Here is a 22,846-nt window from a genome sequence, read left to right as displayed (position 1 = left end):
AATCCCGGGCTCGTCCCGGGATTTTTTATTTTAAGCTGGTTTACTCTATTTAAAAAAATGTATATTTCGAAGGTGTAACCAATCTTTCCCTACTTATAGTATGAAGAACTACCTGTTTCTTCTTTTCTTGCTAAGTGCGATTAGTTCAAAATCTCAGGCCCAGGATAATAGCCAGCGCTTTCCGGAATTTCCTCAATGTGCTCAAGTAGACTTTGCTAATAAGGAAACTTGCTTTAAAAATACCCTTACCGCATTTGTTTTAAATAACTACAAGGTCCCGGCAGAGGTGACCAGGGAGAATTACAGAGGTGAAATTACCGTAATTTTTGAAATTGATAAAAATGGTGATTTTCAAATTATTTATCTTGATGCCGTCTATACTGAACTAAAGGAAGAGATTCACCGTGTTTTTGATTTGCTTCCACAAATTAAACCTGCTACTTATAATTCGCGGCCAATTTCTGTTCAGTTTAAAATGCCGGTAAAAATTCCCCTGGAGTTAAATCCTAAAGAATTTTCTACTACATCTCAAGTTCAGCCTAATATTCCTGAAATCAATGTTAAGCAACCCGATGAGGATGACCTAACTGATGAATATGATGAAATTCAATCTGGAGAGTTTACACGACCACGTTATGAAAGTCAGATAAATATTCCGCTATCACACGAATATTATAGTCGTTTCGACGCTGAGTTTAATAAAATTGGAGTAAATACTCACGCGGCTTCAAAGCCTTTGCTTTTTTCTGAAGTTTCCAAATATTACGATTTTAAGGCTGAAGAAGATAAAATGCTTCGGGATGCAAATTCCTGGTTTGGAAGAAAGTTATGGAATGAACATTTGGTGCAATATCAAACTGAAGATTACTGGTTTACCTTAGATTTTGCGTTAGATCTTCAGCTGGGGAAAGATTTTCAGCAGACAGATTTCGATTTCACTTATAACAATACCCGCGCCCTAATTTTTCAGGGAGGTTTAGGAAAAAACTTTAATTTTTATACTGTAGCCTACGAAAACCAGGGCAGATTTGCCGATTATTACAATCGCTTTGCAGAATCGATACGGCCAGATGGCGGTGATCCAGCTATAATTCCCGGGAGGGGAATTGCCAAACCTTTTATGGACGAAGGGTACGATTACCCTGTAGCCGAAGGTTATTTGTCTTATACGCCTAATAAAATCTTTAATCTTCAATTTGGTCACGGCAAAAATTTTATTGGTGATGGTTATCGTTCACTTTTAATGAGTGATAATGCTACTCCATACCCTTATTTTAAATTGAATACTACTTTTTGGAAATTAAAATACACCAACACCTGGATGTCTTTACGCGACGTCAGGCCTGCCGTTACAGAGAATGGTTCTTTCAGAACAAAATATATGGCTAATCATTATTTAAGCTATAATGTTACCAAACGGCTTAATATTGGTTTGTTTGAATCTGTAGTTTGGGAAAATGACAATAGCAGAGGTTTCGATTTAAATTATTTGAATCCTGTGATTTTTTACCGCGCTATAGAATTTTCTACAGGAGCTCGTGGGGGAAATGCAATTATTGGTTTAACTTCAAAGTATAAGTTTTCAGATAAAATCAATGTGTATGGCCAAATGATCATAGATGAATTCTCTACTTCAGATGTTTTTGGTGGACAGCAGAGCTGGAAGAACAAATTGGGCTATCAATTAGGGTTAAAATATTTTGACGCTTTTAATATTTCGGGTCTATTTCTTCAGGCAGAATATAATCAGGTTCGGCCTTATACTTATTCGCATAATACAGGAGTTTTAAATTACGGACATAACAACCAGTCAATGGCTCATTTATGGGGTTCAAATTTCAGGGAAATTCTGGGTATTGCGCGCTATAAAAATGATAGATGGTATGGAAATGCTAAGGTAATTTATGGTAAAAGAGGTTTTGATTATAATATGGCAACTAATCAGGCTGCTTACGGAGGAGATATTTATACCAGTGAACGCCAGCGACCCTTTGAAACCGGTGTGGAAATTGGTCAGGGAAACACTACTACTTCCTTCTTTTCCAGTATTGAGGCCGGTTATATAGTAAATCCTGCGACAAACTTAAAGCTCTATGGAAGCTTTATTTATCGCTCTTTTGACCCTGATGTTAAAACTTTCCAGACCTTTGATAATACGACTTCCTGGATAAATTTTGGGCTGCGAACCGATATTTTTAATTGGTATTACGATTACTAGGGAATCAGTATTTTTAAGAAAGGACTGGTATAAGTTTTTTTGAATATTTCTTCAATTCGCTAAGTGCTGAAAATTAACATTTTTGCCCCCTTGCCAAAACCCAATTAAGGAGTATCTTTGCGCCAATTGAAAAAACCTATTTTTGAGCAGCACCGGCGTACATAATCCCTCGGCTTCTATCTTAACAGACTTTAAAGAAATAACCAAGGTGCGGCTTGCCGTAAGCGTAGTTTTTTCTTCGATTGCAGGCTATTTTCTGGGTGCTGATAATATAGATTTCGTTACCGTTTTTTTGCTGGCTATAGGTGGTTATTTTATGGTTGGGGCATCTAATGCGTATAATCAAATTATAGAGCGCGATCTTGATGCGCTTATGGATCGCACTAAAAACCGGCCTATCCCCGATGGGAGAATGTCTGTAAGTATGGCTTTTTTAATAGCCAGTGTTTTTACCATCGCCGGGCTTATAGTTTTATATATTATTAACCCTAAAACAGCGATGTTTGGGGCGATAAGTATCTTTTTGTATGTAAGTTTATACACACCTCTTAAGACTAAAACACCATTATCAGTTTTTGTAGGTGCAATTCCTGGAGCTATTCCTTTTATGTTGGGTTGGGTCGCGGCAACCGGAGATTTCAGTATAGAACCCGGTACTTTATTTATGATACAGTTCTTCTGGCAGTTTCCCCATTTTTGGGCAATTGGTTGGTGGCTGTATGACGATTATAAAAAAGGAGGCTTCTTTATGCTGCCTACTGGAAAAAGGGATAAAGGAACCGCAATACAGATAATTCTTTATACGGTCTGGACCATTTTAGTATCCTTGATTCCTGTTTTTGGAGTAACAGGAAAACTTTTTCTGTCTCCGGTAGCGGGGGTAATCATCCTTTTATTAGGACTGGGAATGCTGTATTATGCTTTGAAATTGTATAAGGAAAAAACGGCGCAGGCCGCTAAAAAATTAATGTTTGCAAGTGTATCTTATATTACGCTTCTTCAAATAGTATATGTTTTCGATAAATTTATAAGAGAATGGATTTAACTCAGGGTGCAGAAAAGCACAAATACGACAGGGCAAAGAAGATGATGCTCTGGTTTGGTATAATAAGTATGATAATGACCTTTGGTGGTTTAACCAGTGCTTATGTGGTAAGTAAAACAAGACCAGATTGGTTAACTGAATTTGATCTGCCAAATGCCTTTTTTTGGAGTACTATTGTAATAGTTTTAAGTAGTGTCACTTTTATCCTGGCCAAACAAAGTATTCTTTCCGGAAATCGAAGAAACGCTTCAGCTTTACTCATAGGAACACTGATACTTGCTGTACTTTTTGTAGCTCTTCAATTTAATGGTTTTACTGAGATTATTGGAGAAGGTTATTACTTCACAGGAAGCGAAAGTAGTATTACAACTTCCTTCATTTATGTGTTGGTTTTAGTGCATATGGCGCATCTATTGGCGGGTGTTATCACGCTTTTAGTAGTAATTTATAACCATTTTAAACAACGTTATAAAAAAGGTCAAATGCTTGGAATTGAGCTGGGTGCGACTTTTTGGCATTTTGTTGATCTTATGTGGATATACCTGTTTGTGTTTTTATATTTCTTTAAATAATAAAATTGCGTATTTTTGCGCAATACTTAAAATTTAAATACTCTTCTATGGAAGCTACTGTTGTTAGAACAGGCACCGAAGGTAAAACCTGGGGTGGTGGTAATGAGCCTTTAAAGGCCAGTTATGGCAAATTGATGATGTGGTTTTTTATCACTTCCGATGCACTTACCTTCTCTGGTTTTCTTGCAGCTTATGGGTTTTCCCGCTTTAAATTTATGGATTCGTGGCCAATTGCCGACGAAGTTTTTAATCACTTTCCATTCTTACACGGTGTAGATGCACCTATGTATTATGTGGCATTAATGACATTTATCCTTATTTTTTCTTCGGTAACAATGGTATTGGCGGTAGATGCTGGTCACCAGTTAAACAAAGCGAAAGTTACCTTTTATATGTTCCTTACCATTATTGGAGGGGTTATTTTCCTTGGTTCTCAAGCCTGGGAATGGAAAAATTTTATCAATGGTACTTATGGAGCTGTTTATACTGAAGGAGGGAATATCCTACAGTTTATTGATGGCGATGGTCACAGGGTAGCCCTGGCGGATATCGCTGCTCCTGCGGCATCAGTGAGAGTAGAACACGAAGCAAGAAATGGTGTATGGTTTGAGAGTGAAGGATCTTTGCCATCTTATTCTATAGAAGAAGTAAAAGCTGGTTTTGTTGCAAATCCAGATCTTTTAATAAGAACGCAAATAATGACCGAAGAGGGTGAAAAAACCATCCTTTCTCGTGAAGAATCTTTAGCTAAATTAGATAATGAAGCTGCAGGTGTGGTAGAAGGAGCTAACCTTACACGTAACGAATATGGTCCGCCATTATTCGGAGATTTCTTTTTCTTTATTACCGGTTTTCACGGTTTTCACGTTTTTACAGGGGTTCTTATTAATATCATTATTTTCTTTAACGTAATTCTTGGTACTTACGAACGAAGAAAGAATTACGAGATGGTGGAGAAAGTTGGTCTTTACTGGCACTTTGTAGATTTAGTTTGGGTATTTGTTTTCACATTCTTTTACCTGGTATAATTTCAGAAAATATTAAAAATGGCACACGGTACAGCACATCATCACGAATCTAACACAAAGAGAATCTGGACGGTATTTGTAATCCTATCTATCGTTACACTTATAGAAGTTGTTTTAGGGATTTTAAAACCGGAATTTCTTACAGATACTTCTTTTTTAAGTATGTCGCTCCTTAACTGGATATTTATCATACTTACAATTTATAAAGCTTATTATATTGCCTGGTCTTTTATGCACCTTGAAGGTGAAACCAAAGGACTGCGAAGAGCAATAGTTTGGTCGTCAGTCTTTCTTATTAGTTATCTTATTTTTATACTCTTAACAGAGGGTAATTATATTTATGAGGTATTTAAAACTAACCACGTAGCCTGGGATTTTTAAAAGAGCTTAAAAGTTAAAAATGTATAGAAAGGCGGTTTTTTGAAACCGTCTTTTTATTTTTGCACCCACTTCTATAGATCGGATTATGAAAAAGTTTTTAGTACTTTTAGTGCTCTTCGCATTACCTATCCTCGCTTATATGTTTTTTGCTTCAGGTCAAAATAATTTTGCCAAATTGCCTGTGTTAACTGAAGGTGTTAACGATGTTTCAGAATTTGAAAGTTTTGATGGAAAACCGATTAGTTTAGAAGATAAAATAAGCATTGTTGCTTTCTTCGGAAAAGACCTTGATAACCTAAAAGGCAACACCTTTAATCTCGATCAAAAAATACTTGAAAAATATTACGAATTCAACGATTTTCAGTTTGTGGTTGTTTTGCCCGAAGAAGCCAGGGAGGAAGCTGAAAAATTTAAAGAAGAATTTAGCGGTATTTCTAAAACTGAAAAATGGCAATTTATTTTTGGAACATCGGCCGAAGTAAAAGAAATCTTTGAGAGTTTTAATACCCCACATGAACTTGATGATACTTACACTCCATACGTTTTTATTGTAGATAAAGAACTTAATTTAAGAGGTCGTGATGAGGATGAAGACTTGGGGAAGGTTTATGGTTACGATTCCCGTTCGGTTGCCGAACTGAGCGATAAAATGAATGACGATGTAAAAGTGATTCTTGCCGAGTACAGGCTGGCTTTAAAAAAGAACAATGCCGAAAGAAAAAATAATTAAAATGAAAAGGAAATATTCTTACATAGGGCTTTCACTTATTATTCTTGTTTTTGGAATTATGTTTATTCCAAAAATTGTGGAAACAATAAATAGCGATGAAGTCGTGAAATCTGATAGATTAAATATTAAAGGTGCCGATAAAAGATTAAATACCGATAAGGCACTTTCTTATATTGAAATAAACGGTAGAAAGAAAAAAGCACCCGAGTTTGAATTGATAAATCAGGATGGCGATACTATTACAAATGAAGATTACCTGGGGAAGGTTTATGTCGCAGAATTCTTTTTTACTACCTGCCCAACCATTTGTCCAATTATGAATCAAAATCTGGTAGAAGTTCAGGAAGAATTTGAGAATAAAGAAGATTTCGGGATAGCATCTTTTACTATAGACCCTAAACACGACACTCCTGAAGTGTTAAATTCCTATGCTGAAAATTATGGAATAGATCACCCAAACTGGAATTTATTAACCGGTGAAAAAGATTCAATTTACAGTCTTGCCAATGTTGGTTATAATATTTATGCAGGAGAGAATAGTGAAGTTCCCGGCGGGTTTGCTCATCAGGGTTTATTCGCTTTGGTAGATAAGGAAGGTTATATTAGATCCCGGCTGGATGATTATGGAAATCCAATAATTTACTATCGTGGATCTGTAGAAAGAAATAAATCGGTTGCAGAAGGTGAAGAAGAGCCTCAAATTGAAATTTTAATTGAAGATATTAAAAAACTACTGTGAGAAGAACGTTAACAAAAACCGATAAAATAGCGGTTCCGGTTATTATTGCTTTGTCCGTACTGGTACCTATTTTAGTACTTATTCTTATGTACTTGCCCGAGCGTTATAATATTTTTGGCGCACAAACAGGAACATTCCCGTTTTTTCACGCAGTTCTAAATGGTTCTACGGCTATTTTATTGATGCTAGGCTATTTCTTTATGACTATCAGGGAATATAAATTGCATCGTAATGTTATGATTACCGCATTTATACTTTCGGCTATATTTCTGGTTAGTTATGTAATTTCTAAAATTAGTAACGATCCTGTGCCTTATGGTGGGGAAGGTATTTTACGCACGGTTTATTTCTTTATCCTTATCACACATATCGTACTTTCTGCAATTATAGTTCCTTTGGTACTTTTTACAATGTATCGTGGATTAACCGGGGAATATCAGAAACACGCTAAAATCGCCCGCTGGACCTTTCCTATTTGGTTATATGTGGCAGTTACCGGGGTTTTGGTTTATATTTTTATGCTTCCGTATTATTAAGCTGATTTACTTCGGAAGAAATTAAGTCTTAACAACTGTAATTGAAGCTTATTAATAAAATTTCTTAAATTTACCTTCAGAAATTATCGCTATGAAAATCAGGTTTTTAATTATTTTCTTCTTTCTGCTTTTACTTCCTGAATTAGCTGAAGCACAATGCTCTATGTGCCGGGCCGTTTTAGAAAGTGATACCGATCAAAGCGCTGCAAAGGGTATCAATAACGGAATTCTTTACCTAATGGCTTTTCCATATTTACTTGTTGGAGGTTTAGGATATTTTATATATCGATCCCGTAAAAAAGCTAAAAGGTCGGAAGAAGCTTAAACAACTTCAAAATATTTTCTTCAATTAAATGTAACATTTCGCTTTTCGTAGAGTCTTATGGGTGACACTTTTGGTTAAAAGTTAGCAACCCGTAATTTTCACTACGATGATAGAAATTAAAGATCTTCACAAATCCTATAAAATGGGCAGTAATTCGCTGCACGTCTTAAAAGGAATTAATTTTAGCGTTGCTGAAGGCGAACTCGTTTCTATCATGGGATCTTCTGGATCTGGAAAATCTACGTTATTGAACATTCTTGGGATGCTTGATGAGGCCGATGAAGGTTCTTACACTTTAGATGGCGTTGCAATTAAAAATCTTAACGAAAAAATAGCTGCCCGCTACAGGAATAAATTCCTGGGTTTTATTTTTCAATCTTTCAACCTTATTTCTTATAAAAATGCTTTGGATAATGTAGCACTTCCGTTGTATTATCAGGGAGTTAAGCGCGGGGAACGCATTGATAAAGCAATGAGTTACCTGGAAAAAGTTGGCCTGGCCGATTGGGCAGGACATTTACCAAATGAACTTTCCGGAGGGCAAAAGCAGCGTGTAGCAATTGCGAGGGCGCTTGCCAGCGATCCAAAAGTGCTTTTAGCCGATGAACCTACTGGGGCTTTAGATTCAAAAACATCTTATGATGTGATGAATTTAATTCAGGAAATTAATGATGAAGGTCGAACCATACTTGTTGTAACACACGAACCCGATATTGCAGCAATGACAAAACGAATCGTCAATCTAAAAGACGGTAGAATTATTCAGGATACACAGGTTAACCAGGTTAGAGCGCAACAAAATGTTTGATCTTGAACGTTGGGAAGAGATATTTGAAACGATTCGTAAAAACAAATTACGAACGTTTTTAACCGGGCTTTCGGTAGCTTCGGGAATTTTTATTTTAGTGGTTCTTCTTGGCATTGGTGAAGGAATGCGTAATGGTATTTCACAGGAATTTAAAAGGGATGCCGCGAATATTATGTATGTCTATACCGGCGTTACTTCTAAAGAATATAAAGGCCTGAATCCCGGTAGAAGAATTCAGATGAAAAATGAAGACTTCAATTACACCACCTTAAAATATCAGGACGATTTAGAATATAAATCTTCTATTTATAGAATTTGGAATGGTATAGTGAATTACGGAAAAGAATCGGGTTCCTATCGTGTAGAAGGCGTTTATCCCGATTATCAGTTTCTGGAAAACAGCGGTATGATAGAGGGTCGCTTTGTAAATTATAAAGACCACGAAAACTTCGAAAAAGTGGTGGTGGTTGGAAATAAAGTTCGGAACGACCTTTTTAAAGACAGTAAAGACCCAATTGGTGAATATGTTCAAATTTCCGGAGTAAATTTTAAGGTAGTCGGTGTTTTTACCGATCCAGGCGGTGAACGGGAAGAAAGTAGGGTATTTATGCCTATTTCTACCGCCCAGCGTGTTTTTGGAGGTAGCAATAATATCGCCAATATGGCTTTTACCTTAGAGCCCGAAGATAACTTTGAAGCTGCGCTTGCCGCTTCTAATCGTTTTTCTGAAGCGATAAAAAATCAACTTAAAGAAACACACACCATAGCTCCCGACGATGAAAGTGCAATAAGCATTAATAACTCGTTGGAGAATGCCAAACGCTTTTTCGACCTTATGGATATGATAAAATTCTTCTTTTGGGGAGTGGGTATTTGTACCATTATCGCAGGAGTAGTGGGAGTGAGTAATATTATGCTCATTATCGTAAAAGAAAGAACCAGGGAAATAGGCATACGAAAAGCACTTGGTGCTGAGCCTCTCTCTATTGTGGGGATGGTTTTACACGAGTCTATTTTTGTAACTGCTATCGCCGGATTCATAGGCTTAATTGCCAGTTTATTGTTGTTAGAATTTGTGGGGCCACTCATAGAAACCCAGTATATCTCAAATCCCGCAGTTAATTTTAATGTGGCGCTTACTACCGTTTTTATCCTGGTTTTGGCTGGTGCAATCGCCGGATTCTTCCCTGCCTGGAGGGCGGCAAGAATTAAACCTATTGTAGCATTAAGAGACGAATAATATGTTCAGCAGGGATAAATGGAGCGAAATAATTGAAGCCTTAAGTGCTAACTGGTTTAGAACTTTACTTACGGCTTTTGGTGTAATGTGGGGTATTTTTATCCTTGTTATTTTACTAGCAGCAGGTAAGGGGCTTGAAAATGGTGTAAAGCAGGGTTTTGGTGGTATTGCTACCAATACAATGTTTATGTGGACACAAACCGCATCAAAACCCTATAAAGGCCTTCCTAAAGGTCGACGCTATAATTTTAAAACTTCTGATGTTGAAGCTCTGCGGGAAAATGTACCAGGGCTTCGATTTATTTCTCCCAGAAACCAATTAGGTGGCTTTGGAGGCAATAACAATGTGGTACGTGGGCTTCAAACCGGTGCTTTTAATGTATATGGTGATTACCCCGAAATCATTCAGCAGGAACCTATGGATGTTACTTCCGGAAGGTTTATAAATTATCTCGATATTCAGGATAAGCGAAAAGTTGCCATAATTGGTGAAGGTGTTCGGCGGGAATTGTATGAAAAGAATGAAGAGGTTTTGGGGACCTATCTCAAAATAAACGGCGTTAATTTTATGGTAATCGGCACCTACAAGAAAAAAGGTGGTGGCGGTGGAAATGCCGAAGAAGCTCAGAAAGAAATTTATGTTCCATTTACTGCGTTTTCCCAGGCTTTTAATATGGGAGATACTGTGGGATGGATGGCGATTACCGCCAATGATGAAAATTCTATTACAAGTTTAAAATCAAGTGTTTTAGATCTTATAAAAAGCCGGCATTCCATTCATCCTGAAGACGATAGGGCGGTTGGTAATTTCGACTTATATGAAGAATTCAATAAGATAAACGGATTGTTCGTAGCATTAAAAGCCGTCGCCTATTTCGTGGGGATTCTGGTTTTACTATCTGGTATTATTGGAATTAGCAATATTATGCTAATTGTGGTAAAGGAAAGAACCAACGAAATTGGGATAAGACGCGCACTTGGCGCTACACCATGGTCTATTAGAGGTCAAATTTTAATGGAGTCTATTTTTCTTACCATTATTTCAGGAATGACTGGAATTATTTTCGCCACCGGAATTATTGCTGGAATTAATTATGCCTTAAGCGGAATGGATACCTCAGAAATGATGTTTGCCAACCCAAGTGTAGACCTTGGAGTGGTAATTACTGCTTTAATGATTTTAATATGTTCAGGCTTGCTGGCCGGGCTAATTCCGGCGCAAAACGCGATTAAAATCAAGCCCGTAGATGCTCTAAGAACCGAATAAAATAAAAAAGTAAAGAAGACTAATTCAATCAAAAAATGAAAAAAACAGTTACCATCTCAATTTTAGTATTGATCGCCGTGGTTTTTGTAGGTGCATTGTACTATTTGTTTCAAAAAAATCAGGAGGATCCTACGGTTTACGAAACCGAGCAGGCTTCGATAGAAACCATCGTAAAGAAAACGGTGGCGACGGGAAATATTGTTCCGAAAGAAGAAGTGCTTATTAAGCCTAATATTTCAGGAATTATAGATGAAATATATATTGAAGCGGGAGAGAAAGTTAAGGCCGGCGATCTTATTGCAAAAATTAGAGTAATCCCGAATGTAAATTCTTTGCAAAGTGCTAAAGATGCTGTAGCTACAGCAAAGATCAATTTAGATAATGAGCAAAAAACGTACGAAAGACAAAAAGCTTTGTTTGAAAAAGGGGTGATCTCTCAAAACGATTTTGATAATGCTGAAGCGAACTATAAAAGAATGCAGCAAAATTACAGATCTGCACAGCAAAATTTTGAAATTGTGCAAACAGGAACCACCAGTGGTATAGGTAGTGCCGCCAACACCCTTATTAGATCTACTGTAGATGGAATGGTGTTAGATGTGCCGGTACGGGTTGGAAACCAGGTTATAGAAAGTAACAATTTTAACGATGGAACCACTTTGGCCACACTTGCCGATATAAATGAAATGATTTTTGAAGGTAAAGTTGACGAAAGTGAAGTTGGGAAAATTAAAGAAGATTTGCCGCTGGAAGTAACAGTTGGTGCAATAGAAAATAAAACTTTTAATGCAATTTTAGATTACATCGCACCAAAAGGTGTAGACGAAAACGGAGCGATTCAGTTTGAAATAAAAGGAACTTTGGATAAAGCCGATACTACTTTTATTCGTGCCGGTTTAAGTGCAAATGCATCTATTATTTTAGATAGGGCCGATGAGGTTTTAGCCATTAAAGAAGCACTGGTTCAATTTGATCCAGACACCCAGGAGCCTTTCGTGGAAGTGGAAACCGGAGATCAGGAATTTGAAAGAAGAGATTTGGAATTAGGGATAAGTGATGGAATTCAGGTAGAAGTGAAGAATGGTATTTCCAAAGACGATAAAATAAAGGTTTGGAATAGGGTTCAGCCAAGTCCGGAATTTGCCGGAGGTTAGATTTTTAAATCAAAATGTAACAAGTTTAGAATTTCATAGACTCATCAACTACAATTCCTATTATGAAAAAATACAGCTTACTAACCATATTTTTATTTTCTGCGTTATTTATACAAGCACAGGAAGACGATAAATGGACACTTCAGGAATGTGTTAATTATGCCCTGGAGAATAATATTTCAGTAAAACAAAGCGAACTCGATGTAGAGCTTGCTGAACTGGGTAGAAGAGATGCGATTGGTAATTTTTTACCAAATATAAATGCTTCTGCAACGAATTCCTGGAACACAGGTCTTACCCAAAATGTCACTACCGGGGTTTTACAAACACAAACAACGAGAAACTTTTCTGCAGGGGTTACCGCAAGTCTTAATCTTTTTGACGGACTTAGAAACTTTAAACAGTTGCAACGTGCAAAAATCTCTGAACTTGCAAGTCAGTATGCGCTGGACAGGATGAAAGATGATATCACTTTGTTTGTGGCAGATTCTTATTTACAGGTGCTTTTTAATAAGCAAAACCTGGAGATTCTTAGAATGCAAAATGAAGTTACCCAGGAACAATTAGAAAGAACACAGCAGCTGGTTGAAGCGGGATCTTTACCGCAGGGAGATCTTTTAGAGATTGAAGCTACCAATGCAGATGAACTTCAGCGAATAATTGTTGCCAAAAATAATATTAGAATCTCGCTTATAAGTTTGGCGCAAACTTTACTCATAAAGGATTACGAAAATTTTGATATCGTAGAAAGGGATTATGATATTTTCGGTACCGAGATTTTAGATAATTCGGTAGATGATATTGTTGAACAGGCCAAAGAAGAGCGATCTGAAATTAAAATTGCTGAAGCCAATCGTGAAATTGCTCAAAAAGATGTAGAAATTGCCAAAGGAGCTTACTACCCAAGTGTGGGAGCTTTCTTTAACTACAATACCAGAGAATCTGGCCAGGGAAGAATTGTTGGGGCAGAAATAGACCCTAATGATCCTACCCGCGAAATTGGTGTGGTAGAAGAAACCGGCGATATTGTGGTTGCTCCAAATACACTTACTACTATTGGTAGTCCGCTGCCATTTTTCGAACAATTACAGCGTAACGATGGTATTACTTACGGGGTACAGGTAAGTGTTCCAATTTTTAATGGTCTTGCCACTAGAATTCAGGTTAGAAGAAGCCAGGTGAACGCCAGACGAGCTGAATATGAATTAGAACAGGCAGAACTGGATCTTGAAGCAAATGTTTATCAAGCGTATGTAGATGCTGAAGGAGCTTTTGAAGCTTACGAAGCGGCGCTTGTTGCAGCTAATGCACAGGAGCAGGCTTTTGAATATTCTACTCAACGTTTTGATGTGGGAATGTCTAATGCTTTTGAATTTAGCCAGGCTAAATTAAGGTATGAAAATGCACAAAGTGAAGTGCTAAGAACCAAATACGATTATATTTTTAAACTAAAAGTACTTGAATTATATTTTGGAGTACCGGTGACCGATCTTAAATTTTAAACTATGAAGAAAAAGACTCTTTTTATAATAATCGGAATTGCTCTCGCACTTATTGTCCTGCTTATAATAGGCAAAAAGGCGGGCTGGTTTGGTAAATCTGGCAATTTTAAAGAAGTAGAAATAACTAAAATTGAACCTATAGATATTATAGAAACTGTTTCAGCAACCGGAAAAATTCAGCCGGAGATTGAAGTAAAACTTTCTTCAGAAGTTTCAGGAGAAATAATTGAACTTCCTATTGTAGAAGGCCAGGCAGTAGAAAAAGGAGATTTATTGGTTAGGGTAAATCCAGATATCTATCAGTCTAACGTAAATAGAGCACAGGCGGGGTTAGAAACTTCCAAGGCTAATTATGCGCAAGCAGAAGCAAGTTTAAAGCAAGCTGAAGCTAATTATAACCGAAACAAAAGCCTTTTTGAAAAAGGAGTAATTTCTAAAGCGGAGTGGGACAGGATTGTTTCAGAATATGAAGTAGCACAGGCCAATAAAGAATCGGCTTACTACAATATGCAAAGTACTGCTGCTACAGTAAAAGAAGCTCAGGATAACCTGGGGCGTACCAATATTTATGCGCCTATGAGCGGTACAATTTCAAAATTAGATGCAGAACTGGGAGAAAGGGTTGTGGGAACTCAGCAAATGGCCGGTACCGAAATTCTTAGGGTGGCTAATCTAACTAATATGGAAGTGGAAGTAGATGTGAATGAAAATGATATTGTAAAGGTTGAGGTTGGAGATTCTACAATTGTTGAGGTTGATGCCTATTTAGGAAAAGAATTTAAAGGAATTGTTACCGAAATCTCAAACTCGGCTGATGCTACGCTTACCACAGATCAGGTGACTAACTTTAAAGTGAAAGTTCGTATTTTAGAAAAATCTTACGAAGATCTTTTGGAAGGAGAAGATGATAATTACTCTCCGTTTAGACCTGGGATGACGGCTACAGTAGATATAATTACGAATAGAAAAAATAATATAATTGGAATTCCAATTAGTGCAATTGTAATTAAAAATGATACTTCAGCAACTGGAAGCGCTGATCGAAAATATGAGGCTGTTTTTCTTAAAGAAGGAACAAAAGCTGAGCTTAGAAAAGTTTCTACCGGAATTCAGGATGATAGTAATATTGAAATTACTGAAGGTTTAACCGAAGGGGAGACCGTGATTACAGGACCATATAATACCGTGACAAAAAGCCTGAAAGAAGGTGATGATGTTGAGGTAATTAATAAATAGGAATTGGAAAAACTTTAGAATTTGGCATTAATACTTTGTTTAGAAACCGCTACAACTAATTGCTCTGTCGCACTTTCAAAAAATGGCGTTCTACTTGCGCTTAAGGAAGATAATAGCAGTAATTATTCCCACGCCGAGAAGTTACATGTTTTTATAGATGAAATTCTAAAGGAGAATAATCTAAATGTGGCAGATCTTGATGCCATAGCAGTTAGTAAAGGTCCTGGGTCTTATACAGGATTAAGAATAGGTGTTTCTACCGCAAAAGGGCTATGTTTCTCGTTGGATATCCCGTTAATTTCTATCGCTACCTTAGCTTCTTTAGCTGCGCAGGTAGACCTGGAGAAAGCATTTATAATTCCAATGTTAGATGCACGAAGAATGGAAGTTTATTCGGCTATTTTCGATGAAAAGTTTAATGAAATTAGAGAAACAAAAGCTGAAGTTTTAGATGAAAATTCTTTCACTGATTATCTTGAAAAGGATAAAACAGTGTTTATAGGAAATGGTGTGGAAAAATTTAAGGCTATTTGTACACATTCCAACGCTGAATTTGTTTTAGATAAATTACCATCTTCAAGAGAAATGTGCAGTTTAGCAGAAGCCAAATACAAAATAAGCGACACCGAAGATGTCGCTTATTTTGAACCTTATTATTTAAAAGATTTTATTGCCGGTTAATCGGCGGAGTTAGCACCGTTGTTTTTCGATCTCTTTTCAATCGTTCCATTCATCTTTGTTTGATCATAAAGATAAACATCACGTTGAGGATAAGGAATTGTCATTCCGGCTTCTTCTAGTCTTATTTTTCCTTCTTCAATCATAAACCAGTGTAGATCCCAGAATTTACTGTTTTCAGCAAAATATCTCACTGAGAAGTTAACAGAATCGGCGCCAAGTTCAGAAACAATAATTTGCGGTGCCGGGTCTTTTAGAACATCTTCCTGCTCTTCAACAAGTTTTCTAAGTACTTCTTTAGCCTTTTTTAAATCGTCGTCATAAGAGATCCCAAAGCTTAGGTTTTCTTTTCTTGTTCCATTAAAGCTGTAATTTATAATATTATCATTACTCAATTCTCCATTTGGAATTACAGCACGCTGATTTCCGAAAGTGTCTAATTTCGTGTAGAATAAAGATATCTCTACCACACTTCCCGAAACGCCTTGAACTTCTATCCAATCCCCAACTTTAAAAGGTTTTAATATGATTAGGATAACACCACCGGCCAAATTAGAGAGTGATCCTTGCATAGCAAGACCAATAGCTAAACCTGCAGCACCAATCGCGGCTACCAGTGAAGCGCTCTGCACACCAAGTTGTGTGATAAAAAGGACAAATAATATTATTTTAAGTCCCCACTTTAGAGCATTTAGTGTGAAAATTTCTAAGGTTTTATCGTAATCTTTCTTTTGGAATATTTTTTCTACATATTTTACAATTAAACCAATTACCCAAAGGCCAATTATTAAAAGTGCCAGAGATCCAATTAAAGTAGGTAGGTAATCAATAAATTTTTCAGCGTATTCTTTTGCGATATCGCCCCAATCGTTTAGTCTATCCATAATTTCAATTTTTTGAGAAACAAATTGACTATAAATTTTTTATTTATAATAAATTTCGCTGTTTAATTTTTGTTAAAACTGTTTTATTCTTTTGATAGAATCTTCCACAGAATTTAAAGGGAGATCACATTTTCCGTCACTGCAGATAAAGATTAAATCCTGGTTTTCTTTAAACCTGTTTTTGAGAAGTGATATTTCTGAAACATTAGCACTTCCGGCAAATACAGTGTACGGGAAGTATTCCCGTTGAAGTTCTTTCCTTATTGGAAGTGCATTTTTTCCCGTAATCGCTATTTCATTAAATGTTCCAGTAAAATTTAGCATCAAATCCAGCCAGTTGGCATAAGAATGCGGGTGGGTTTTTATTTGTGGTTGCACTGTTTTCAGCATTTTAGCCGCTAAATCGGAATAATCCCGGTTTCCGGTTATTTTAGAAATTGTGAATAAATTCTTGGCCATAACAGAATTTGAAGCCGGCATCACATTATCGTTCAACTCATAATTTCTTGTAATAAGCGCCTCATCTTTTGCGGAAGTGAAATAAAATAATCCGGTCTTTTTATCCTGAAAATCTTCAAGACCAACTACGATTAATCGCTCCGCAATTTCCAACCATTTTTCTTCAAAAGTAGCTTCGTATAAATTCAGGAAAGCTTCGGTGCAAAACACATAATCTTCCAGGTAAGCATTTATAGAACTTTTACCGTTTTTATAATTATGCCAAAGTCGGTAGTCTTTTTTAAACTGATATTTTTGAAGAAATTCGGCATTTTTTAAAGCTTTTTCCAGGAACTGCTGTTTGCCAAAAGCTTTGTAGGCGTCAACGTAACCATTAAGCATTAAAGCATTCCAGGAAGTTAGGCTTTTATCATCTAATCCCGGTTTTACTCTTTTATCACGCTCTTGTTTTAAAATTTTTGTCCAGTGTTTTTTCTTTTCTTCTAATTCAGAAAGGCTAATGTTGAATTCCTCAGCAATTGTTTCATCATTTTTGGAACGAATAAGCACATAATTATTTTCTTCCCATTTTCCGAAGGAATTTATATTGTAATAGGCTTCAAAAATTAAAAAATCTTCTTTTAGTAAATCTTGCAGATTATCTTTAGTCCAAACATAATAAGCACCTTCCGTTTTACTTCCGTTTTCATCTTCACTATCGGCATCTAAAGCCGAATAAAATGCGCCGGTGGCATCGGTAAGTTCTTCTTTTATGAAATCCAGGGTTTTAAAAACCACTTCTTTATACCAATTATCTTTTGTTAGGGAAAAAGCTTTACTGTAAAGACTAACTAATTGTGCATTATCATAAAGCATTTTTTCAAAATGCGGAACGTGCCAGCGTTCGTCTATCGAGTAGCGGGAAAATCCTCCGCCTATATGGTCAAAAAGGCCACCGTAAGATATTTTATTAAGGCTATGCAGAGAATGTTCCAGAAGATCCTTTTCGTTTAGCTGAACGCCGCTACGCAATAAAAATTCCTGGTTTACCGGCAGCATAAATTTTGGAGCTCCAGGCGAACCGCCGTTTTTTTTATCGAAGGCTTTCTTCCATTTTTCAAGGATCTCATTCAGAAAATCGGTAGTAAAGGAAGTTTCTTTTTCAGGAATTTCAATGAGTTGTAATTGCTGAAGCCCTTCTTCGAGCCTGGAGGCATATTCTTTCATTTTTTCAGGCTTGGTTTTATAAAGCCCGGAAAGTTGTTTTAAAGCGTCTTTCCATTGTTCCTTTCTAAAATAAGTGCCACCCCAAACCGGGCGACCGTCGGGGAGGGCAACAATATTCATTGGCCATCCGCCGGCTCCGGTCATTACTTGCACTGCATTCATATACACCTGGTCAACATCTGGGCGTTCTTCCCGATCTACTTTAATATTTATGAAATTAGAATTCATAATTTCAGCCACGGCTTCATTTTCAAAACTTTCGTGTTCCATCACGTGGCACCAGTGGCAGGCTGAATATCCCACACTAATAAGTAAAAGTTTATCTTCTTCGCGAGCTTGTTGCAGGGTTTTGGAATTCCACGCCTCCCAATTTACGGGATTATGCGCGTGCTGTAAAAGGTAAGGACTGGTCTCGTTAATTAGGCTATTGGTGAATTTAGGTGTAGACATGTTTATTTTTTAAAATGAAAACGCTCCCCGGAATCCCAGAGAGCGTTGCCATTATTTTGAATGAAAATTAATTGACTTCAAAAGAGATTTTTACATCAACTCTAAATTCGGTAATGTTTTCTCCATTCACAAGTGCGCTTTGATCTTTAACATAAACCGATTTTATGTTTTTTACGGTTTTAGAAGCGTGTTTTACTGCTTTTTTTGTGGCATCTTCCCAGCTTTCGGTAGAATTCGCCAAAATCTCAATTACTTTTACAATAGACATAATAGATTGGTTTTAAAATGTTAGAATTCAATTAACTAAATATAACTTTAATTTATTCGGAAATAAAAATTGATTTAAAAATAGGGGTTATTACCAATAAGTTATCGACCTAAACCTCCCTGAAATTTCATCTGATTTGAATGCTATTTTTTATATTATTAATTAAAGTTTTAATAACCTTCATTAGAGAGATATCAGGAAAAATTCACTGAATTTTGCAGGTTAAAAGGAGGGTGTTTCCATGCAGGATGTTTATCTAATTATTCTTGGGTTTTTATTTATTCTTGCCATCACCGATTTGGTGGTTGGGGTGAGTAACGATGCTATTAATTTTCTGAATTCTGCAGTGGGATCCAAGGCAGTTTCCCTACGTTCTATCCTTATTATCGCAAGTCTTGGAGTCGCAGTTGGAGCAATATTTTCCAGCGGATTAATGGAAGTAGCCCGAAAAGGGATATTTCTTCCGCAGGAATTCTATTTCGAAGAGATCATGGTCATATTTATGGCTGTTATGCTTACCGATGTTTTACTGCTGGATTTCTTCAATTCAATGGGTTTGCCAACCTCTACCACGGTATCAATAATGTTCGAATTACTGGGCGCCGCGGTTAGTATTTCTCTTATCAAGATCTTTAGTACTACCAATGATATTTCACATCTGGTCGATTTTATAAATGTTGAAAAGGCTTCTGAGGTCATTTTTGGAATATTGCTTGCCATAGTCATTGCTTTTGTAGCAGGTGCCGTTGTTCAGTATTTTTCACGGCTGGTACTTTCATTTAAATATGAAAGGAGGCTGAAATATACCGGGGCTATTTTTGGAGGGGTTTCTCTTGCGGCAATTTTTTATTTTATCCTGATTAAAGGTCTTAACAGCATGGCTTTTGTATCAGATCATTTTGTAGAAGATGTAAATAATAATCGTATACAGATAATTATTTTTAGCCTTCTTGGTTTCACCATTCTTTCTAAAGTCCTTATAAGTTTTTTTAAGATAAATATTCTTAAAATAATTGTGGTTGTTGGGACGTTTGCTTTGGCTCTCGCCTTCGCCGGAAACGATTTGGTAAACTTTATAGGTGTGCCAATAGCAGCATGGCAATCTTACGAAATTTGGAGCGCTTCCGGAGTTCCGGCTTCAGAATTATTAATGAGCGATCTCGCCGGCAGTGTTCCCACACCCGAAATTATATTGATTTTTGCCGGAGGTGTAATGGTGCTTACCATTTGGTTTTCGGGAAAGGCAAGGGCTGTAGTAGATACCGGCGTGAAATTATCCAGGCAAAATGAAGGTTCTGAACGTTTTGGAGCCACCTATTTATCGCGAACCATAGTTAGATATTCTATTATTTTTGGAGCCGCAGTTTCAGAAGTTCTTCCAAAGAAAGTACGAAAGCACATAAATAATCAGTTTGAAACCCCTAAAGCAAAAATTTCGTCTAGGGAAATAGCGCCCCCGGCATTCGATTTGGTAAGAGCTTCAGTGAATTTGGTTGTGGCCAGTATTTTAATTTCTATGGGAACTAATTTGCAGCTGCCGCTTTCTACTACCTATGTAACTTTTATGGTGGCGATGGGTACATCTTTGGCAGATAGGGCCTGGAACCAGGAAAGTGCAGTCTATAGGGTAGCCGGAGTACTAAATGTGATTGGAGGCTGGTTCGTTACCGCTTTGGTAGCGTTTTTTGGCGCAGCGATATTTGCGGCAGTAATTTATTTTGGAGGTCTTATCGCTATTGCTATTCTGGTTTGCATTACTGCATTTTTAATCGTTAAAAACACAATGTCTCACACTAAAAAAGCTAAAGCCGATAAGCGCCAGAAAAGATACAAGCGTACCGATATTATTACCATTAATGAAATTACTGCCGAGAGTTCTGTAAATATTTCCCAGGTAATTTCCGGAATTAGTAAGCGCTATACCAAAACCGTAGATAACCTGGGTTACCACGATTTAGCAAAACTAAAGAAGAATAATAAAAAAGTTGGGGAGCTTGAAAGCGAAGTAGACGATCTAAAAGGGAATATCTACTATTTTATTAAATCGCTGGATGAAGATTCAGTTGAAGCGAGCCGTTTTTATATCCATTTGCTGGATTATTTGCAGGAAATGGTGAATTCTACCCGGTACATTACCCGGAACTCGTTTGAGCACGTAAATAACAATCACAAGAACCTAAAATTTAATCAGATTAGGGATTTGAAAAAGATTGACAGGAAGCTTCAGGAGTTATTTGAAGAGATAAAATACACCTTTGATGAACACGATTTTGAGCGTTTAGATAATATTCTGGCCGAAAAGCAACAATTGCTCGATACGGTTTCAGAAATGATAGAGAAGCAAATAAAAAGAATAAGGACTTCAGAAACCAGTCCTAAAAACACCAAACTTTATTTTGGGCTTCTACTGGAATCTAAAGACCTTATTTCGTCTACGCTTAATCTAATTCAGTTATTCAGGGAATTTTATATTGAAGCAAAATCTACGCTTTAGTGCTTTTAGAAATTATCCGTTTACCGCTTCTACATAATCTACTTTTCCTCGAAGCATATCCCTTAACATTGTTTCAATTCCGCTTTTAAGGGTCATTGTCGAAGATGGGCACCCACTGCAAGCTCCCTGGAGGATCACTTTTACGGTTTTACTTTCAGCATTATAAGAATCAAACAGAATATTTCCCCCATCGCTGGCAACAGCAGGTTTAATATATTCGTCTAAAATTGCGATTACCTGTTTTGAAGTATCGTCAAGATCTTTTATTTCCTGACTTACCTCTGGATTAGCAGGGTGATTCGATGCTTCTGTTTGTTGTGGTACTGATGCTTCAGCTTTTAAAACCTCTTTACCGTCCTGCAGATAATTAGTAATGAATTCCCTTAACTCTATTGTGATTTCTTCCCATTGGGCAACATCGTATTTATGAATAGAAACGTAGTTGGAATCAATAAAAACAGCTTTTACGAACGGAAAATGAAAAAGTTGTTGCGCTAGCGGGGCATCTTTAGCTTCGTCTATATTTTTAAACTCTGCAGTTTTTAAAACCAGTTTTTTGTTAGCGACAAACTTCATTACTCCAGGGTTGGGCGTGCTTTCAGCATACACCGTAACTGGTACATTCTTAGCTTCATTAGCCTCTTCTTTTACAACCACGCCGCCTTTATTTAAAAATTCTTCTATTTGGCCGGCAACTTCTTCCTGTACATCGTCCCATTCAACAATATCATATTTTTCTAGCGCGATAAAATTTTGTGCGATATAAACCGTTTTTACAAATGGTAAATAAAATAACTGTTGAGCTATTGGCGATTTCGCTGCTTCATCTATATTGTTAAACTCGTAATTGTCGTGCCGGGTTAGAAATTTGTTGGTCTCAAATTTTATGATTCCCGGTTTGTTTGTGGCTTGTATATTTATGGTGAAATTGCTCATATCAATTTTTTTGCAAAAGTACTAAAGAAAACTTAGTTAATCTATATCTTTACCTTTCTTATGGGGATTAGAACTTTATTTATTGGGGATTATAATGTTTTTTTAAGAGCTAATCAAATTAGCCTAACTATTAAGTTTATCTTCCTAATATTATTTATTCTTTTAACCGGTAGTTCGGTGAAGTCCCAGGAGGTAATTCCTATATACTCAGATTATTTAACCGATAATCTTTTCCTTATTCATCCTTCTATGGCCGGTGCTGCCAATAGAAATCAAATTAGACTTACGGCCAGGCAACAGTGGTTTGACGTAGATAATGCGCCTAGCTTACAAACCCTTGCTGTTAATGGCAGGGTAGGCGACAAACTTGGCCTGGGCGGAATTGTTTTTAACGACCAAAATGGAAATTTCTCTAAAATAGGTGCTTACGGAACAGTGGCTTATCATTTACTTTTTTCCAGAAGTGAATTAGATTTGAACCAGCTTTCTTTTGGAATTAGTGCAGGGATTGTTCAGCATAGATTAGATCAGAGTGGTTTTACCGAGTTTGATCCTATTGTAAGGTATCCATCCGAGCAACTACAAGTAGTAGATGGGTGGTATAATACTCAGAATTTAGGAATACCGATTTCTTTCTATCCCCCTGCTAGTATTGGTTATAGCCCTACTGGGTTTCAAAGCACTGAATGA

The 22,846-nt window shown here is 36.8% G+C and carries 21 protein-coding genes and 1 pseudogene; 18 read left to right on the top strand and 4 right to left on the bottom strand.

The genetic code is table 11. From position 1 onward, the window contains the following. The first annotated feature begins 100 nt into the window (after window positions 1-100). From LB465_RS09530 to tsaB, 16 genes are all read left to right on the top strand, one after another. Window positions 101-2,218, top strand: a complete 2,118-nt coding sequence (locus LB465_RS09530; RefSeq protein WP_224469636.1) for a gliding motility protein RemB — start codon at window positions 101-103, stop codon at window positions 2,216-2,218. A 142-nt stretch (window positions 2,219-2,360) separates the two neighbouring features. Beyond that, window positions 2,361-3,263 (top strand): heme o synthase, encoded by a 903-nt coding sequence (gene cyoE, locus LB465_RS09525; protein ID WP_224469635.1) that lies wholly within the window; start codon window positions 2,361-2,363, stop codon window positions 3,261-3,263. Then, complete coding sequence (locus LB465_RS09520; RefSeq protein WP_224469634.1) at window positions 3,254-3,835, top strand: cytochrome c oxidase subunit 3; 582 nt, start codon at window positions 3,254-3,256, stop codon at window positions 3,833-3,835. The genes cyoE and LB465_RS09520 overlap by 10 nt, the downstream gene beginning before the upstream one ends. A gap of 47 nt (window positions 3,836-3,882) precedes the next feature. Then, the gene (locus tag LB465_RS09515) at window positions 3,883-4,863 is read left to right on the top strand and encodes a cytochrome c oxidase subunit 3 (RefSeq protein ID WP_224469633.1); all 981 of its coding nucleotides are present in this window, start codon (window positions 3,883-3,885) and stop codon (window positions 4,861-4,863) included. Between the two features lie 18 nt (window positions 4,864-4,881). Then, window positions 4,882-5,244 carry a cytochrome C oxidase subunit IV family protein gene (locus tag LB465_RS09510; protein ID WP_224469632.1) on the top strand — a complete coding sequence of 121 codons (363 nt, stop codon included), beginning with the start codon at window positions 4,882-4,884 and terminating at the stop codon, window positions 5,242-5,244. Between the two features lie 85 nt (window positions 5,245-5,329). Beyond that, window positions 5,330-5,974, top strand: coding sequence for a hypothetical protein (locus tag LB465_RS09505; RefSeq protein ID WP_224469631.1), 645 nt, complete (start codon window positions 5,330-5,332; stop codon window positions 5,972-5,974). Window position 5,975: 1 nt separating this feature from the next. Then, window positions 5,976-6,713: an SCO family protein gene (locus LB465_RS09500; RefSeq protein ID WP_224469630.1), complete on the top strand. Its 738-nt coding sequence runs from the start codon at window positions 5,976-5,978 to the stop codon at window positions 6,711-6,713. After that, window positions 6,710-7,249 (top strand): DUF420 domain-containing protein, encoded by a 540-nt coding sequence (locus LB465_RS09495; protein ID WP_224469629.1) that lies wholly within the window; start codon window positions 6,710-6,712, stop codon window positions 7,247-7,249. Before LB465_RS09500 ends, LB465_RS09495 begins: the two co-directional genes overlap by 4 nt. Before the next feature lie 91 nt (window positions 7,250-7,340). Next, window positions 7,341-7,574 (top strand): hypothetical protein, encoded by a 234-nt coding sequence (locus LB465_RS09490; RefSeq protein WP_224469628.1) that lies wholly within the window; start codon window positions 7,341-7,343, stop codon window positions 7,572-7,574. Between the two features lie 106 nt (window positions 7,575-7,680). Continuing rightward, a complete protein-coding gene (locus tag LB465_RS09485) occupies window positions 7,681-8,382 on the top strand; it encodes an ABC transporter ATP-binding protein (protein ID WP_224469627.1) in 702 nt (233 codons plus the stop codon). Further along, complete coding sequence (locus LB465_RS09480; protein WP_224469626.1) at window positions 8,375-9,622, top strand: ABC transporter permease; 1,248 nt, start codon at window positions 8,375-8,377, stop codon at window positions 9,620-9,622. The genes LB465_RS09485 and LB465_RS09480 overlap by 8 nt, the downstream gene beginning before the upstream one ends. A 1-nt stretch (window position 9,623) precedes the next feature. Then, window positions 9,624-10,889, top strand: a complete 1,266-nt coding sequence (locus LB465_RS09475) for an ABC transporter permease (protein WP_224469625.1) — start codon at window positions 9,624-9,626, stop codon at window positions 10,887-10,889. A 35-nt stretch (window positions 10,890-10,924) separates the two neighbouring features. Beyond that, the gene (locus LB465_RS09470) at window positions 10,925-12,043 is read left to right on the top strand and encodes an efflux RND transporter periplasmic adaptor subunit (RefSeq protein WP_224469624.1); all 1,119 of its coding nucleotides are present in this window, start codon (window positions 10,925-10,927) and stop codon (window positions 12,041-12,043) included. Window positions 12,044-12,105: 62 nt separating this feature from the next. Next, complete coding sequence (locus LB465_RS09465; RefSeq protein ID WP_224469623.1) at window positions 12,106-13,545, top strand: TolC family protein; 1,440 nt, start codon at window positions 12,106-12,108, stop codon at window positions 13,543-13,545. 3 nt (window positions 13,546-13,548) lie between these two features. Beyond that, window positions 13,549-14,781: an efflux RND transporter periplasmic adaptor subunit gene (locus LB465_RS09460; protein ID WP_224469622.1), complete on the top strand. Its 1,233-nt coding sequence runs from the start codon at window positions 13,549-13,551 to the stop codon at window positions 14,779-14,781. Window positions 14,782-14,802: 21 nt separating this feature from the next. Further along, window positions 14,803-15,462, top strand: a complete 660-nt coding sequence (gene tsaB, locus LB465_RS09455) for a tRNA (adenosine(37)-N6)-threonylcarbamoyltransferase complex dimerization subunit type 1 TsaB (protein WP_224469621.1) — start codon at window positions 14,803-14,805, stop codon at window positions 15,460-15,462. Here the strand turns inward: tsaB and LB465_RS09450 are convergent. From LB465_RS09450 to LB465_RS09440, 3 genes are all read right to left on the bottom strand, one after another. Then, window positions 15,459-16,343, bottom strand: a complete 885-nt coding sequence (locus tag LB465_RS09450) for a mechanosensitive ion channel family protein (protein WP_224469620.1) — start codon at window positions 16,341-16,343, stop codon at window positions 15,459-15,461. The genes tsaB and LB465_RS09450 overlap by 4 nt on opposite strands. 72 nt (window positions 16,344-16,415) lie before the next feature. Continuing rightward, window positions 16,416-18,458 carry a thioredoxin domain-containing protein gene (locus tag LB465_RS09445; protein WP_224469619.1) on the bottom strand — a complete coding sequence of 681 codons (2,043 nt, stop codon included), beginning with the start codon at window positions 18,456-18,458 and terminating at the stop codon, window positions 16,416-16,418. A 67-nt stretch (window positions 18,459-18,525) separates the two neighbouring features. Continuing rightward, window positions 18,526-18,726, bottom strand: a complete 201-nt coding sequence (locus LB465_RS09440; protein ID WP_224469618.1) for a dodecin family protein — start codon at window positions 18,724-18,726, stop codon at window positions 18,526-18,528. 241 nt (window positions 18,727-18,967) lie between these two features. Here LB465_RS09440 and LB465_RS09435 point away from each other — a divergent pair, with 241 nt between their 5' ends. Further along, entirely contained in the window at window positions 18,968-21,220 is a 2,253-nt protein-coding gene (locus LB465_RS09435) for an inorganic phosphate transporter (RefSeq protein ID WP_224469617.1), read from the top strand. Window positions 21,221-21,232: 12 nt separating this feature from the next. Here the strand turns inward: LB465_RS09435 and LB465_RS09430 are convergent, their stop codons facing one another. After that, window positions 21,233-22,156 (bottom strand): NifU family protein, encoded by a 924-nt coding sequence (locus LB465_RS09430; RefSeq protein WP_224469616.1) that lies wholly within the window; start codon window positions 22,154-22,156, stop codon window positions 21,233-21,235. A gap of 129 nt (window positions 22,157-22,285) precedes the next feature. On the opposite strand from LB465_RS09430, the pseudogene LB465_RS09425 reads away from it, so the two are divergent. Further along, window positions 22,286-22,795, top strand: a pseudogene (locus LB465_RS09425) (PorP/SprF family type IX secretion system membrane protein); the annotation flags it as partial. Window positions 22,796-22,846: the final 51 nt, after the last annotated feature.

The organism is Salegentibacter lacus (assembly GCF_020164555.1).
Classification (GTDB): Bacteria; Bacteroidota; Bacteroidia; order Flavobacteriales; family Flavobacteriaceae; genus Salegentibacter; species Salegentibacter lacus.
This window is presented reverse-complemented; position numbering and strand designations above follow the sequence as displayed.